A 14,335-nucleotide genomic window follows, 5' to 3' on the forward strand; every position below is an offset into this window, starting at 1 on the left:
GACCTCAGGCGGCGAGGCGGCGGGCGTCGATGCGCTTGGCCACCGGCCACCTGACGTCGGTGGCCCAGCCGAGCTTCTCGAGCGCCCAGATGACCCGCGCCGTCGAGTCGACCTGACCCTTCTCGACCCCGTGACGGGCGCAGGTCGGGTCGGCGTGGTGCAGGTTGTGCCACGACTCGCCCATCGACAGGACCGCCAGCCACCAGACGTTGCCGGACTTGTCGCGGCTCTTGAACGGCCGCTCGCCGATGGTGTGGCAGATCGAGTTGATCGACCAGGTGACGTGGTGCAGCAGGGAGACTCGCACCAGGGACGCCCAGAAGAAGGCGGTCAGCGCCCCCTGCCAGCTCATCGACCACAGCCCGCCGACGACGGCAGGCAGGAGCATCGAGCCGGCGACGATCAGCGGGAACGCCCGGTCGACCTTCTGCAGGTCCGTGTCGGCCATCAGGTCGGGTGCGTACTTGCTTCGCGGCGTCTGCTCGACGTCGAAGAGCCAGCCCGTGTGCGCCCACCACAGCCCCTTGGCCAGTGCCGGGATCGTCTCGCCGTAGCGCCACGGGCTGTGCGGGTCGCCATCGCGGTCGGAGAAGGCATGGTGGCGGCGGTGGTCGGCAACCCACCGCACCACCGGTCCCTGGATGGCTAGGGAGCCGGCGATCGCGAGTGCCACCTTCAGCCCCCGACTGGCCTTGAACGAGCCGTGCGTGAAGTAACGGTGGAAGCCGACGGTGATCCCGTGCCCCGCAACGGCATACATGACGACGGCGATCACGATGTCGTGCCAGCCGAGGCCCCAGCCCCAGGCGACGGGCACCGCCGCGAGCAGCGCCAGGAACGGGATGCCGATGAACAGCGCCAGCGCGACCTGTTCGCCTCGGGCCTTCCGTTCGGGTGCCACGGACGGCGTCTGGTCCTGGGTGGTCGGCGCCGTCTGCGCGGGAGCGGGCGCGGTCTGCGCGGCTGAGTTGGGGGGCGTCATCGCAGGGGGAACCTTCCTTCGGTTCGTCGCCACGGAGGCATCATCAACGTACGAAACCGTAACCTACGGAACCGTAGGTTGTCATCGGTGTCGGCGGCGATGCCCAGGTATGCCGCGTGCTTGGCTACCCTTGGCGGGTCCCCGCAGGGGGCGTTCCCCGGTTGGTCTGCTGGCAGGGCCCGCCTGACTTTGAATCAGGACAAGCGACGTAGGTTCGATTCCTACCCGGGGAGCCAGGTCCTAGGCGCCGGGGTCCCAGGCGAAGAGCTGGTCGAAGACCCGTGGGTCACCGCCGAGCTCGAGGGACTCCGGCGGGATGCGGCCGTAGAAGAAGAGGACCAGCTCGCTGGCTGTGCCCCGGGCGGAGGCATCCACCGTGTCCGGGTCGTCGCTGCCGGAGTCGGGCAGGCGGGCCGCCCGTGCGCCGTCGGCGGAGAGCCAGACGCGCCAGGAGCGGCCCTCGGTGGCGTGGTAGTCGACGACAGCCGGCTGGTGCGGCCAGGCGCTCGTCGTGGCGCAGCAGGTGAACAGGAACTCCTCGACCCCGTCGAGCGCCGCCTCCTCCGGGAGTGGCTCTGCGGCGTCCGCGGTGAGCTGGGCGTCGTAGGTGTGCACCGCCATCTGCTGCACCTGGTGCCGGGCGACGGCACCGCTGGTCGGCGGTGACTGCGAATCGCCCCACCACATCCAGACACCTCGATCCGGGCCGGCATCGTGCAGGGCGTCCACCAGCTGCTGCGTCGACTCGGCCATCCAGACGAGCAGCGCCTCGCGGTCACGAGGCGCCGGCGCGCCGTCTCCCGCGGACTTTCCGGCTGCGTCGGGTCCGGCGGCGACAGTGGCTGCCCACGAGCGACGCCCCTCGCCCAGGTGCTCGACCAGGTCGAAGAGCGTCCACTCGGGGCAGCTCGGCACCTGCGCGTCGAGGCTCGGCGCGGAGGAGACCGCGGCGCAGAAGGCGGCTGACCTTTCGTCGATCAGCCGCAGCAGGTCTTGGTACTCCACGATGTTCTTCACTCGCGCTGTCTATCACTGTGCCGTGGGTGACCGACATCGAATTTCCCGCCCGCGGGAGCCTGAGACCTCAGCCGCGCGGGCCACCGCCGTGGTTGTCGGTGTCGACCGTGATGGTCTTGAGGTCCTTGCTGACCTCGAGCCTGACGTTGGCGCCGGCCTTGGTACCGAAGACGTCGTAGGAGCCGTCGGGGTCCTTGCGTACGGACGTGACGGTGACGGCCGAGTCCTTGGCCTTCACGGCCGCCTTGACGTTCGCGAGCTCGGTGCCGGTGACAGGGGTGTGGTTGCCGCCCCCGGGGCCGCCGCCGGGGCCATGACCCCCGCGTCCGCCACCGGCGTTGGTGGTGATGGTCTTGAGGTCCTTGCTGACCTCGAGCATGACGTTGGCACCGGCCTTGGTGCCGAAGACGTCGTAGGAGCCGTCGGGGTCCTTGCGCACGGACGTCACAGTGACGGCCGAGTCCTTGGCCTTGACGGCTGCCTTGACGTTGGCGAGCTCGGTGCCGGTGACCGGGGTGTCGTTGTTGGGGTTCGCCGAGCCGTCGGGTGCCTCGGTGTTGGCTGCGTACCCGACGGCGGCCGATGGAGCAGAGGACGGTGAGGCGGCGTTGGACAGGGCGGCGCCCGTGGCGACCAGCCCGAGGGCCCCGACGAGGGCGCACGCGCCGGTGATGATCCTGCTGTTGGCCATGGTGGCTCCTAGGGGTCGCTCACGGCCACTGTGGCCGAGTAGATGCTGCGAGCCTCGGGGGCGCACCTGTGCTGAACCTGTGGTGACCCTTCGCCGCACCTAGGAACCCGCGCTCAGCCCAGCTCCCGGCGAGTGCCCCGACCCTGACCCGGCCGTTCGCCGACCCCGAGGGCCGTGACGGGCAAACCGGGGTCGGGTCAGGGCTGCACCCGATGGGCGGCGAGGTCCCAAGAGCGCACAGTGGAGGAGTCCGGGAAAGGCCCGGCGCGACACCGAAGGAAGTGCTCCACCCATGAACGACATCCACTCCACCTTTGCCCAGCAGGGCTTGGTCCGACCGCGCGGCGAGCGCGTCCTGGGCGGCGTGGTCGCTGGGCTCGGACGACGCTTTGGTATCGCCCCGTGGCCGGCCAGGATCCTCTTCGTGCTGCTGCTCATGGTGATTCCCGGCAGCCAGATCCTGATCTACCCGATCCTGTGGATCCTCATGCCCTCCGAGGCCACGACGGTCGCCCCGGCGTACCAGGGTCCCGGCCCCGCCGCCGCCCCGGCCTCCTGAACCCCAGCACCGGACACGCAAACGCCAGCACCGGTCATGCCCACGCCGAGAGCGTGGTCATGACCGGTGCTGGCGTTCAACCGCCTGCTAGGGCAGCGACAGGGTGTAGTCGTTCAGGGTGAAGGTCGTCGGCTCGCCGGTGTACGAGACCTCGAAGCCGTACTCGACCTCGCCGAGCACCTGCGACGACTTCAGCCAACCCTGGGCAACAGCCCACTTCAGGATGTGCGCCAGGTCGACGCTGCCCTGGTTGGTGACGTTGTCGCGGATGAACCACAGGCCGGACCCGTTGGTGTACGCGTGGTAGGCGACGCCGTCGATCGTGGCCTGGACGCCGTGGTTGACCCCGTACCAGTACTGCCAGTTCATGGTCCAGTTGTTCCAGACCATGACCTCGGTGCCGAAGTTGTCGAGCCACAGGTCGTAGGCGGCGTTCCACTGCTTCCCCTTGGCCGGAACCGTGCCTCCCCCTGCGGGAGTCGTCACGTTGAAGGTCGACGGCAGCGAGGTGAGCGACGACAGCGGGTAGCTGACGTGGCGCTGGGTGTCCGGGTAGGTCTTGACCGAGTCGTCGGTGCCGGTGCCCGGCTGGTTGGACGTCACGGACCACCGGTTCCACGCGCAGGCCGAGATGCTCTGGGGTCCGGCATCACCGCTCCACATGTTGTTGTTCACGAGGTAGCCGTTGTTGTTCCAGGACCCGTACGAGGCGGACGACGTCCACGCCGGCGTGCACGCGGCCGGCGAGGTCGCGGTGCTGCTGCTGGTCGTGGTCGGCGGCGTGCTCGTCGTGCTCGACGTGCTCGACGTGCTGGACGTGCTGGACGTGCTCGTCGTGCTCGACGTGCTCGTGGTGCTCGAGGTGCTGCTCGTCGTGCTACTGGTGGGCGTCGTGGTGCTGCTGGTCGGAGTCGTGGTGCTCGTCGACGCGGTCTGGAAGCTGACGTCGTTGCCGTAGACGGTCCCCTTGGTCGTCGGCACGACCACGCGGTAGTGGTAGGTGGCGCCGCTCCTGAGGCCTGCGAGGCGCTCTGAGACCGGGACGGTGGTGCTGCTGCTCCGCGAGAGGGACTTGAGCGCGGTCGAGGCTCCGTAGGCGGAGGTCGTGCCCCACTGGAAGTAGGCGCCCTTGGCGCGGATACGGGTTCCGACCTGGCCGTTCAGGCTGGCCGCGGTCGTCGAGACCTGGGTCGCCGGCATGGTCGTCGCCGGGGCGGTTCGGGACGTGGAGGAGTGGTGGCCCGTTCGGCCCCAGCTGGCTCCCGTCATGGGGAGGGCCAGCGCAGATACCGAGGCGCCGCCGGCTAAAGCGGTCGCGACGAGGGCGGAGATGGGCAGGGTCAAGATTTTCACAGGGTCTCCAGGGGGTGTCTCTGTGTTTTCGGGGGAATAGCTGTCCGCCGTGCGGACCCTGCATGGCGCGGCGCGGACAGTCGAAGTGCCCTACCATGTCGGACGCTCACGGCATACGCAAGTTGCATGAGGACGATGCAGTCCATTTGGATGAGGCCGAGCGGGCCGTTCGAAGGACATTCCTCGTGGTCAGCCCACCATTCGAAGCGATGCGTGCCCTGGACCCGCGCGCAAGGGTCCGCGCAGGCCGTCGGGAGCCGGTCAAACCGACGGGTAGCATGACGGCGTCCCCGTCGCACCCGACCAGATCGCTGGAGTCTCGCGCGTGAGCACCCCCACCGGATCGCACCGTCTTGCCGCAGTCATCGTCCTGGCGGCCGGTGAAGGCACCCGGATGAAGTCCGCCACCCCGAAGGTCCTGCACAGGATCGGGGGACGCACCCTCGTCGGGCACGCGATCGCCGCCGCGCGCGCGGTCGCCCCGGAGCACCTGGCCGTCGTGGTGCGCCATGAACGCGATCTCGTGGCCGCCCACGTGGCCGAGCTCGACCCGCACGCCGTGATCGCGGACCAGGACGAGGTGAAGGGCACCGGCCGCGCCACGGAGTGCGCGCTCGAGGCACTGCCCGCCGACCTCGACGGCACCATCCTGGTGACCTACGGAGACGTGCCGCTGCTCGCCGGCGACACCCTGCGGTCCCTGGTCGACGAGCACGTGGGCACGCGGAGTGCGGTCACGGTGATCACCGCGCACCTCGAGGACCCCACCGGCTACGGCCGGATCCTGCGCGGCGCCGACGGGGGCGTCGAGGGCATCGTCGAGCAGAAGGACGCGACCGACGCCCAGCAGGCGATCACCGAGATCAACTCCGGGATCTACGCCTTCGACGCGGCAGTGCTCGTCGACGCCCTCGGCCAGGTCGGCACCGACAACGCCCAGGGCGAGAAGTACCTCACCGACGTCCTCGCCATCGCGCGCAAGGCAGGCGGACGCGTCAGTGCCCACCTCATCGGCGACCTGTGGCAGACGGAGGGCGTCAACGACCGGGTGCAGCTCGCCCGCCTCGGCAAGGAGCTCAACCGCCGTACCACCGAGCGCTGGATGCGCGACGGCGTGACGATCGTCGACCCCGACACGACGTGGATCGACAGCGACGTCACCATCGGTCGCGACGCGACCATCCTGCCCGGCACCCAGCTGCTCGGCGCCACGACCATCGGCGAACGCGCCACCATCGGGCCCGACACGACGCTGACCGACACGGAGGTCGGCCCGGACGCCGAGGTCAAGCGCACCGAGGCGCTGCTCGCGGTGATCGGCGAGGGTGCCTCCGTGGGTCCGTTCTCCTACCTGCGCCCCGGCACCGAGCTGGGTGCGAGGGGCAAGATCGGCGGTTTCGTCGAGACCAAGAATGCCAAGATCGGCGACGGCGCCAAGGTCCCACACCTCACGTATGCCGGTGACGCCGTCATCGGGGAGGGCGCCAACATCGGGGCGGGCACCATCTTCGCCAACTACGACGGGGTCGCGAAGCACCAGACCACGATCGGTCGACACAGCTTCATCGGGTCCGACACCGTCCTCATCGCGCCGGTGAACGTCGCGGACGGGGCCTACGTCGGCGCCGGCTCCGCGCTCACGGGGGACGTCGAGCCCGGCCAGATCGCCGTGGCCCGCGGCCGGCAGCGCAACATCGACGGCTGGGTCGCCCGGGCCCGCGCCGGCACGCAGACCGCCAAGGCGGCCGAAGAAGCTGCAACCACGCGGCATACCAAAGACTCCACGGAAGGGCAGGCCAACGCGTGACCGGCATCACGAAGACCACCGAGAAGAACCTGATGGTCTTCTCCGGGCGGGCCAACCCGGAGCTCGCCGAGGAGGTCGCCAGCATGCTCGGCACCAACCTCGTGCCGACGAGCGCCTACGACTTCGCCAACGGCGAGATCTACGTGCGTTATGAGGAGTCGGTCCGCGGGTCCGACGCGTTCGTCATCCAGAGCCACACGACGCCCATCAACGAGGCGATCATGGAGCAGCTCATCATGATCGACGCCCTCAAGCGGGCCAGCGCCAAGCGGATCACGGTCGTGCTGCCGTTCTACGGCTACGCCCGGCAGGACAAGAAGCACCGCGGTCGTGAGCCGATCTCGGCCCGGCTGATGGCCGACCTGTTCAAGACGGCCGGCGCGAACCGGCTGATGGCGGTCGACCTGCACACGGCCCAGATCCAGGGCTTCTTCGACGGTCCCGTCGACCACCTCATGGCGCTGCCGATCCTGGCTGACCACGTCGCCAAGAAGTACGGCGACGAGAAGCTCGCGGTCGTCTCACCGGACGCCGGCCGGATCAAGGTGGCCGAGCAGTGGTCACAGCGGCTCGGCGGCGCCCCGCTGGCCTTCATCCACAAGACGCGAGACATCAACCGCCCCAACGAAACCGTGGCCAACCGCGTCGTCGGTGAGGTCAAGGGCCGGGTCTGTGTCCTCGTCGACGACATGATCGACACCGCCGGCACCATCACCAAGGCGGCCGACGCGCTGATGGCCGACGGCGCCGCCGGGGTCATCATCGCCGCGACCCACGCGATCCTTTCCGGTCCGGCCATCGACCGGCTCAAGAACTGCAGCGCCGTCGAGGTGATCGTCACCAACACCCTGCCGATCGACGAGGCGCACGAGTTCGACAAGCTCACGGTGCTCTCGATCGCGCCGCTGATCAGCCGCGCGATCCAGGAGGTCTTCGAGGACGGCTCGGTGACGAGCCTTTTTGATGGCCACGCCTGAGAGCAGTGATGGCCACGCCTGAGAGCAGTGACGGCCACGCCTGACCTCCGGCCACAGCAGTCGGGCGGCTCCCGAGGGTGCCGCCCGACCTGGTGTTCGTCACTCTGAGGGACTGACCTAGCCGCAGGTCACGTCGATGAAGGTGGTGAACGACTTCGACGTGTTCGCCACGCGCACCGCCACCGAGGCGGGGCCGCTCGCGATCCACTTGCCACCGGTGGTCACGCCCTTGACGGTGCACCCCGCCTGGTTGGCGATGGTGATGGTGTGGGTGCCCGGCTCGACGTTCTCGACGTGCGCCTCGTGGTTCACGGACAGGCTCGGTGCGTAGTACGACCACTTCTTGTTGGACGCCCCGTGCGTGTCGGTCCAGGTGATCCCCAGCCCGTCCAGGACCCGACCGGTGCTGTCGTAGAACCTGGTGTCGATCTCCTGCGGCACCTCTTCGCCGACCTTGAAGTTGTCCGTCTTGCTGTTGGCACCGACGAATCCGTGCTTGTTGCCGCCCGTGCTGCCGCAGTTGACGACGTTGAGTCCGTCGCTCTCCCCGAGCGCGACACAACCGGCCTTGAAGTCCGCGACCTTGGTGGCCCAGGCCTTGTACTCGCCACCGTTGTTGGGGGTGTCCAGGTAGGGCATCATCTTCACGGTCTTGGCGCCGTGGTCGACGTCCGTGCCGGTCACGTGCTCGCAACCCCCGGCGGCGACGACGCCGGTGATGATGCCGCCGGCGACGGTGAACTGCCGACAGACGGCCTTGTCGGTCGACAGCAGCACCTTGCCCGAGGGGTCGGTGATCTGGAAGACGTAGGTGCCGTCGTCGAGGCCCGCCGCAGTCTGCGGTGCCCCTGGGCCGGGTCCGCCGTCGAGGTAGACGAGGTCCTTGGACGAGTAGATGTTGAAGTTCACCTCGCTGCCATCGGGCAGCGTCGTGAAGATGGCTCCGGACGGAGCGTCTGCGGATGCCGGCAGCGCGGGTACCACCGCTGCTGCCACGGCCAGTGCGGCCGCCCCCACGAGGGCGGTGACCTTGCGGTGCATGATTGCTCCAAGCTGCCGAAGGGGTGGGAGGGAACTGAGGGAACCGAGCGTAGAAAGGCACAACCGCAAGGGGATCGCCCCAATGTCCTACGCCGGGCGTCCATCCGGCAGCCCGCGTGCCTCCTCAGCCCTCCGCGCCGGCCTTGCGGGCTCGGTATGCCGCGACGTTGGCCCGGTTGCCGCACCCTCCGTCGCAGAACCGCTTCGAGCGGTTCTTGGACAGGTCGACGACCACGTCCTCGCAGTCCTCGGCAGCGCAGACCCTCAGCCTGGCCAGCTCGTCCGCCCTGATCACGTCGACCATCGCCATCGCGGCCTCCACGGCCATGCGGGTGGCCAGCGGCGCCTCCGGGGGCGTGGCGTGCAGGTGCCAGGACCACTCGCCGTGTCGGACCAGCTGGGGGAGGGCCCCGGCCTCGGCCAGCAGGGCGTTGACCAGGGCGACCGCCTCATCGGTGTCGCTGGTCCAGAGCTGCCGCAGCCGCGGGCGCAGCTCACGAACTGCGTCGAGCTCCGCGCGGTCACCCGTGTGCGAACCCGTCCACTCCCAGTCGCGCACGAACTCGTCGAGGTGAGCGACCGTGGCGAGGTCCTCGGTGTCGGTGGGCAGCGTCGGCGCCGTGTTGACCAGGGCGGCTGCCGCCCGGAGCGCCACCTCCGTGTCATGGGCAAACAGCATCTTGACTCCTGTCGGTACCGATCACTACTGTCAGGAGTATAAGACGGTTTGCTGGTTACGGTTGGTGGATGTGGACGGAGTGAGGTCATGAGGACACGGTCGACGGGCTTCGGCCTCTGGCTCGCCCTCGCGTCCGCCGCGACCTTCGGCAGCAGCGGGCCGTTCGCCAAGTCCCTGCTGGTCGAGGGCTGGAGCTCCGGGGCCATCGTGCTGCTCCGCGTCGCGGGAGCCACGCTCGTCCTGGCGGTGCCCACGTTCCTCGCCCTGCGCGGGCGGTGGTCCCTCGTCCGTGAGAACCTGCCGGCGGTCCTCGCCTACGGGGCTGTCGCCGTGGCCGGCTGCCAGGTGGCCTACTTCTACGCCGTGCAGCGGCTCGACGTGGGTGTTGCGCTCCTGCTGGAGTACCTCGGGGTGGTGCTCGTCGTCCTCTGGGTCTGGCTGCGCACCCGGAGGGCGCCCAGCGCCCTGACGGGGTTGGGGGTCGTCCTCGCAATCCTGGGCCTCGTGCTGGTCCTCGACCTCTCCGGGCAGGCTCGCCCCGACCTCGTCGGGGTCGCGTGGGGGCTGGTCGCCGCCACCGGGCTGGCCACCTTCTTCGTCCTTGCCGCCGAGGAGAGCAGCCTGCCGCCAGTCGCCCTCGCGGGTCTCGGGATGGGTGCCGGTGCGGTCGCCCTCGGCGTGCTCGGTGCCGTCGGCATCATCCCCCTCACCTTCGCCTCGGCTCCGGTCGAGCTGATGGGCCGGGAGGCCCCGTGGTGGGTCGCGATCGGTGAGCTGGCCCTCATCGCGGCCGCCGCGGCATACCTGCTCGGGGTGACGGCGGCCCGGGTGCTGGGTTCGACGGTCGCCTCCTTCGTGGGCCTGACGGAGGTGCTCTTCGCTGTGCTCTTCGCGTGGGTTCTGCTCGACGAGCTCCCGGGCCTGATGCAGCTGGCCGGTGGCGTCTGCATCGTCGGCGGGGTGGTTGCGGTCCGGCTCGGGGAGCTGCGTCGTGACCGCGCAGCCAGGGCCACCGCGGCGGTCGACGAGGTGGATTTCCCACTCCCGGCAGGCGTCGCCTAGACTCTGCGGGTTGCCTCGGCGAGGGACACTGCACGGCTGCCACCACCTGGGGGCCGGTCACGTCCGTAATTCGACGCGGTGTGGTCTCCGTGCTGCGCCCCGCGTCGAGGCCCACCGCATCCTCGAGTCCCCCACCGCACAGGAGATTTCCGTGTCTGACAACAAGCTCGTCGCAGAGACGCGCACGCAGTTCGGCAAGGGCGCTGCCCGCAAGATTCGCCGCGACCACAAGATCCCCGCCGTCATGTACGGCCACGGAGCCGAGCCCGTGCACATCACCCTCCCGGGCCACGACACGATGATGGCCCTCAAGGTCGCCAACGCCCTGCTCACGATCGTCATCGACGGCAACGAGCAGCTGGCCCTGGCCAAGGACGTGCAGCGCGACCCGATCAAGCCGGTCATCGAGCACATCGACCTCGTCGTCGTCCGCAAGGGCGAGAAGGTCACCGTCGACATCCCGGTCCACATCGAGGGCGAGGCCGCTCCCGAGACCATCGTCACCGTCGACGCCCAGACCGTCCAGCTCGAGGTCGAGGCCACCCACATCCCGGAGAACGTCGTCGTCTCCGTCGAGGGCCTCGAGGCCGGCACGCAGATCAAGGCGTCCGACCTTCAGCTCCCGGCCGGGTCCACCCTCGTCGTCGACGCGGACACCCTGGTCGTCAACATCACCCAGCAGATCTCGCAGGAGGCGCTGGACGCCGAGATGGCCGAGGCAGAGGCCGAGGCCGGCATCGAGCACGAGGCGCCCGGCGACGCCGAGGCCGCCGAGGGCGAAGCCGCCGAGGCTGCCGAGGGCGAGGCCCCCGAGGGCGAGAAGGCCGAGTCCGAGGACGCCTGAGTCCCGCTCACCGTTGTATGCCGGAAGGCCAGGTCCCCTGCGTGGTTCATGGGGACCTGGCCTTCCGGCATACTTGCGCCCCGTGAGTGACGACGGCACCTGGCTCGTGGTGGGCCTCGGAAACCCCGGTCCCAAGTACGCCGGGAACCGGCACAACGTGGGCGCCATGGTGGTCGACGAGCTCGCCTCGCGCAGCGGCTCGAAGCTCTCAGCACACAAGGCCCGCGCTGCTGCTGCCACGGTGCGGATCGGCATGCTGCCCGGCGGGGCACCCGGACCGGCCGCCGTCGTCGCTGTCCCCTCGTCATACATGAACGAGTCGGGTGGACCGGTCAAGGCGCTGATGAGCTTCTTCTCCGTGGAGGTCGACCGGCTCCTCGTCGTCCACGACGAGCTGGACATCCCTGCCGGCGACGTCCGGCTCAAGAAGGGCGGGGGAGAGGGCGGCCACAACGGGCTGCGCTCGATCAGCTCGGCCCTCGGCACCAAGGACTACCTGCGGGTCCGGGTCGGGATCGGCCGCCCGCCGGGCCGGATGGACCCGGCCGACTTCGTGCTCCGCGACTTCGGGACCGTCGAGCGCAAGGAGCTGCCGTTCCTGCTGGACGAGGCCGCGGATGCCGTCGAGATGGTCGTCGCGCACGGTCTGGTCGCGGCCCAGCAGAAGTTCCACAGCCCGGCCTGAGGTCGCGGGTCTGACGGTTGTGGCTGCGCGGTGCGGAGCAGTCCATCTACGGTGACGGGGTGGGCAAGGAACTGATCCTCGTCGCGGCAAGCGGCCTCGCACTGGAAGCCGCCGAGGCCGCGCGTGCCTGCGGAGTGCGCGTCGAGGGCTGCGTCGACGACGACGAGTCGCGCTGGGGGTCGCTGGCGGGCGGCTGGCTCAAGGTGCTGGGTGGACTGGATTCCGTTGCAGCGCAAGATGATCGACAGTTGGTTCTGTGCGCTGGACGTGGTGTGGTGCGCGAGCGGCTGGCCGGGCGGCTGAGAGACCTTGGCATCGGGGACGACCGCTACGCCACCATCGTGCATCCGTCCGTGTCCGTGCCCGAGTCCTGCACGATCGGAGCAGGCTCGGTCGTCCTGGCCGGATCGGTCCTCACAGCGGCGGTGGTCGTGGGACACCACGTGGTCGTGATGCCCGGTGTCACGCTGACCCACGATGACGTCATCGAGGACTTCGCCACCCTCTGCGCAGGGGTGACGCTGGGCGGGAGCGTGCGCGTGGGACGCGCCGCCTACCTCGGCATGGCCTCGAGCGTCCGCGAGAAGGTGACGGTGGGCGCCGAGAGCACCCTGGGCATGGGCGCGGTCCTGGTGCGCGACCTGCCTGCCGGCGAGGTCTGGGCGGGTGTTCCAGCGCGGGCTCTGGGCCGCGAGCAAAAAATGGTCACTGACTAGTCCCTGACTAGTCTCGGGCCTTCCGTCGGGCCCCACGTCGGGTCCCGCAGGCAGCCGTGTCCGCATCGCACACGACGGCGAATGGACGCTGTCGGAACCGTCTGGAAGGTGGCGGGGCGAACGGCCCCCAGATGGCTCCATCAACCGGATGAGACGGCTACGCCCAGCGTCGTAGTTGACCTGTCTAGGCCACCCTCGCCTGCGCGGTGTAGTTGACGAAATCCCTTGAGCCTTAACCTATTTCACAGGGTGCAGATGACTCCTCTGGGGGCTGTCGGAGGTCCGCGTTGCGGGTCTACGGTGCCCTCTGAAGGTGGGTCCGGGGGAGAGGGTCATGGCGGAGATTGCAGGGGCAGGACGGCACCAGATGGGTATGACGGAGTACGCCGAGGCGGTGACGGGCACAGGCCTGTCCCGACGCCTTCGGCGTGCTGTCTCGTTGGGGCAGCCGCGCGAGACCGACCGGACGACGGAAGCGCCTCAAGCGCCTGTCAAGCGTCTCTCGTGGAACGTCGCCTATCGGCGACGGGCCATCCTCGGCGACCTCATCGTGGCCGCTGCCACCGCCATCTTCACGACCGTGGTGGCCATGCAGGACCGTCCTGCCCTGGAGCGGGTCGTGGTCCTGGTGGCCCTCCCTGTCCTGTGGCTCGGGGTGCTCGCACTGTCGCACGGCTACGAGCGCCGCTTCGCCGGATCGGGTCCGGAGGAGTACCGGGCCGTGATGCGGTCGGCGGTCTACCTCATCGGGGCTGCCGCGTTCCTCTCCTATGCGGCGGACGTCCAGGTGCCCCGGATGGCCAGCCTGGTCGCAGCCTCGTCGCTCTTCGTCCTCGGCCTCTGCTCCCGCAAGGTGGTCCGCGGCGACCTCTACCGGCGGCGCGCGTCCGGTGAGGAGACCCAGGCGACCGTCATCATCGGGAACGCGAAGTCGGTGCTGCCCATGATCCGCGAGATCAGGCGGGCGCCGGAGCAGGGCCTGCGCGTTGTCGCGGCGTGCGTCTCCGGCCTCGACCTGAGTGGCGACAGTCGCTCCGAAGTGGAGGGTGTGCCGGTCTTCGGCTACCCAGAGGAGGCCATGTCGGCGGTCGACCTGTTCGACGCCGACGTCGTCGCCGTGTCCAGCGACCCTGACCTGCACGGGCCGGAGCTGCGTCGGCTGGCCTGGTCCCTCGAGGAGCGTGACGTCGAGCTGGTCGTGTCGCCGGGCCTGCTCGGCGTCGCCGGTCCGCGCCTGTCCATCCGACCGACGGCAGGTATGCCGTTGCTGCACATCGAGCGCCCCGTGATGTCCGGGGCCCGTCGCGTCGTCAAGTCGGTCGTGGACAAGAGCCTCACCGCTTTGCTGATGGTCGTGGCGCTGCCCGGCATCGCGGCCATCGCCGTGGCCATCCGGTTGGACTCGCCCGGCCCGGTGCTGTTCCGCCAGACCCGCGTCGGCGCCCGTGGCGAAGAGTTCCAGATGCTCAAGTTCCGGACGATGTGCGTGGACGCCGAGCAGCGCCTCGACCAGATGCAGGGCGATGCGGGCAACGTCGTCCTCTTCAAGATGAAGTCCGACCCCAGGGTGACCCGGGTCGGGAAGGTGCTGCGTCGGTTCTCGATCGACGAGCTGCCGCAGCTGGTCAACGTGGCGAGGGGCGAGATGTCGCTCGTGGGTCCTCGTCCGCCGTTGCTGCGCGAGGTGCAGGGCTACGAGTCCGACGCCGTGCGACGGCTCAGGGTGAAGCCGGGTCTCACGGGCTTGTGGCAGGTCAGTGGTCGCAGCGACCTCTCGTGGGACGAGTCCCTGCGGCTCGACCTCTGGTACGTCGACAACTGGTGCCTGGCCCTCGACCTGCAGATCCTCTTCCGCACGGCCCGAGCGGTCTTCCGCGGAACAGGGGCGTACTAGGTGAGTGCACGTGCTGGAACGCACCCGA

The 14,335-nt window shown here is 69.4% G+C and carries 15 protein-coding genes and 1 tRNA gene; 10 read left to right on the plus strand and 6 right to left on the minus strand.

The features are described from left to right. Nucleotides 1-4: 4 nt before the first annotated feature. Entirely contained in the window at nt 5-982 is a 978-nt protein-coding gene (locus AC1DS4_RS03720) for an acyl-CoA desaturase (RefSeq protein ID WP_477614663.1), read from the minus strand. 154 nt (nt 983-1,136) lie between these two features. Here AC1DS4_RS03720 and AC1DS4_RS03725 point away from each other — a divergent pair. Further along, nucleotides 1,137-1,218, plus strand: a tRNA-Gln gene (locus AC1DS4_RS03725). A 4-nt stretch (nt 1,219-1,222) separates the two neighbouring features. Here AC1DS4_RS03725 and AC1DS4_RS03730 read toward each other — a convergent pair. Together AC1DS4_RS03730 and AC1DS4_RS03735 are read right to left on the minus strand one after the other, a co-directional pair. Continuing rightward, nucleotides 1,223-1,999: a maleylpyruvate isomerase N-terminal domain-containing protein gene (locus AC1DS4_RS03730; protein ID WP_477614664.1), complete on the minus strand. Its 777-nt coding sequence runs from the start codon at nt 1,997-1,999 to the stop codon at nt 1,223-1,225. Between the two features lie 67 nt (nt 2,000-2,066). Continuing rightward, complete coding sequence (locus AC1DS4_RS03735; protein WP_477614665.1) at nt 2,067-2,690, minus strand: hypothetical protein; 624 nt, start codon at nt 2,688-2,690, stop codon at nt 2,067-2,069. A gap of 292 nt (nt 2,691-2,982) precedes the next feature. Here AC1DS4_RS03735 and AC1DS4_RS03740 point away from each other — a divergent pair, with 292 nt between their 5' ends. After that, the gene (locus AC1DS4_RS03740) at nt 2,983-3,249 is read left to right on the plus strand and encodes a PspC domain-containing protein (protein WP_477614666.1); all 267 of its coding nucleotides are present in this window, start codon (nt 2,983-2,985) and stop codon (nt 3,247-3,249) included. Nucleotides 3,250-3,336: 87 nt separating this feature from the next. Here AC1DS4_RS03740 and AC1DS4_RS03745 read toward each other — a convergent pair whose 3' ends face one another. Then, nucleotides 3,337-3,924 carry a glycoside hydrolase family 12 protein gene (locus AC1DS4_RS03745; RefSeq protein ID WP_477614667.1) on the minus strand — a complete coding sequence of 196 codons (588 nt, stop codon included), beginning with the start codon at nt 3,922-3,924 and terminating at the stop codon, nt 3,337-3,339. A gap of 13 nt (nt 3,925-3,937) precedes the next feature. Here AC1DS4_RS03745 and AC1DS4_RS03750 point away from each other — a divergent pair, with 13 nt between their 5' ends. From AC1DS4_RS03750 to AC1DS4_RS03760, 3 genes are all read left to right on the plus strand, one after another. Next, nucleotides 3,938-4,207 (plus strand): hypothetical protein, encoded by a 270-nt coding sequence (locus tag AC1DS4_RS03750; RefSeq protein ID WP_477633040.1) that lies wholly within the window; start codon nt 3,938-3,940, stop codon nt 4,205-4,207. 720 nt (nt 4,208-4,927) lie between these two features. Continuing rightward, nucleotides 4,928-6,409: a bifunctional UDP-N-acetylglucosamine diphosphorylase/glucosamine-1-phosphate N-acetyltransferase GlmU gene (glmU, locus tag AC1DS4_RS03755; protein ID WP_477633041.1), complete on the plus strand. Its 1,482-nt coding sequence runs from the start codon at nt 4,928-4,930 to the stop codon at nt 6,407-6,409. Next, the gene (locus tag AC1DS4_RS03760) at nt 6,406-7,386 is read left to right on the plus strand and encodes a ribose-phosphate diphosphokinase (RefSeq protein ID WP_477633042.1); all 981 of its coding nucleotides are present in this window, start codon (nt 6,406-6,408) and stop codon (nt 7,384-7,386) included. Before glmU ends, AC1DS4_RS03760 begins: the two co-directional genes overlap by 4 nt. A gap of 117 nt (nt 7,387-7,503) precedes the next feature. Here the strand turns inward: AC1DS4_RS03760 and AC1DS4_RS03765 are convergent, their stop codons facing one another. Together AC1DS4_RS03765 and AC1DS4_RS03770 are read right to left on the minus strand one after the other, a co-directional pair. Further along, nucleotides 7,504-8,427 carry a hypothetical protein gene (locus AC1DS4_RS03765; RefSeq protein ID WP_477633043.1) on the minus strand — a complete coding sequence of 308 codons (924 nt, stop codon included), beginning with the start codon at nt 8,425-8,427 and terminating at the stop codon, nt 7,504-7,506. A 124-nt stretch (nt 8,428-8,551) separates the two neighbouring features. Further along, nucleotides 8,552-9,106: a CGNR zinc finger domain-containing protein gene (locus AC1DS4_RS03770; protein WP_477614672.1), complete on the minus strand. Its 555-nt coding sequence runs from the start codon at nt 9,104-9,106 to the stop codon at nt 8,552-8,554. An 87-nt stretch (nt 9,107-9,193) separates the two neighbouring features. On the opposite strand from AC1DS4_RS03770, the gene AC1DS4_RS03775 reads away from it, so the two are divergent. The 5 genes from AC1DS4_RS03775 to AC1DS4_RS03795 all read left to right on the plus strand — a co-directional run bounded on the left by AC1DS4_RS03775 (nt 9,194) and on the right by AC1DS4_RS03795 (nt 14,307). Beyond that, on the plus strand, nt 9,194-10,168 hold the full coding sequence (locus AC1DS4_RS03775; RefSeq protein ID WP_477633044.1) for an EamA family transporter: 975 nt from the start codon (nt 9,194-9,196) through the stop codon (nt 10,166-10,168). Between the two features lie 151 nt (nt 10,169-10,319). Beyond that, a complete protein-coding gene (locus AC1DS4_RS03780) occupies nt 10,320-11,012 on the plus strand; it encodes a 50S ribosomal protein L25/general stress protein Ctc (RefSeq protein WP_477633045.1) in 693 nt (230 codons plus the stop codon). An 82-nt stretch (nt 11,013-11,094) separates the two neighbouring features. After that, nucleotides 11,095-11,697 carry an aminoacyl-tRNA hydrolase gene (gene pth, locus AC1DS4_RS03785; protein ID WP_477614675.1) on the plus strand — a complete coding sequence of 201 codons (603 nt, stop codon included), beginning with the start codon at nt 11,095-11,097 and terminating at the stop codon, nt 11,695-11,697. Between the two features lie 59 nt (nt 11,698-11,756). Beyond that, the gene (locus AC1DS4_RS03790) at nt 11,757-12,413 is read left to right on the plus strand and encodes a NeuD/PglB/VioB family sugar acetyltransferase (RefSeq protein WP_477624255.1); all 657 of its coding nucleotides are present in this window, start codon (nt 11,757-11,759) and stop codon (nt 12,411-12,413) included. Between the two features lie 334 nt (nt 12,414-12,747). After that, nucleotides 12,748-14,307, plus strand: coding sequence for a sugar transferase (locus AC1DS4_RS03795; protein ID WP_477633046.1), 1,560 nt, complete (start codon nt 12,748-12,750; stop codon nt 14,305-14,307). Nucleotides 14,308-14,335 lie beyond the last annotated feature (28 nt).

The sequence above is a fragment of the Pedococcus sp. P3_C7 genome (assembly GCF_056402615.1).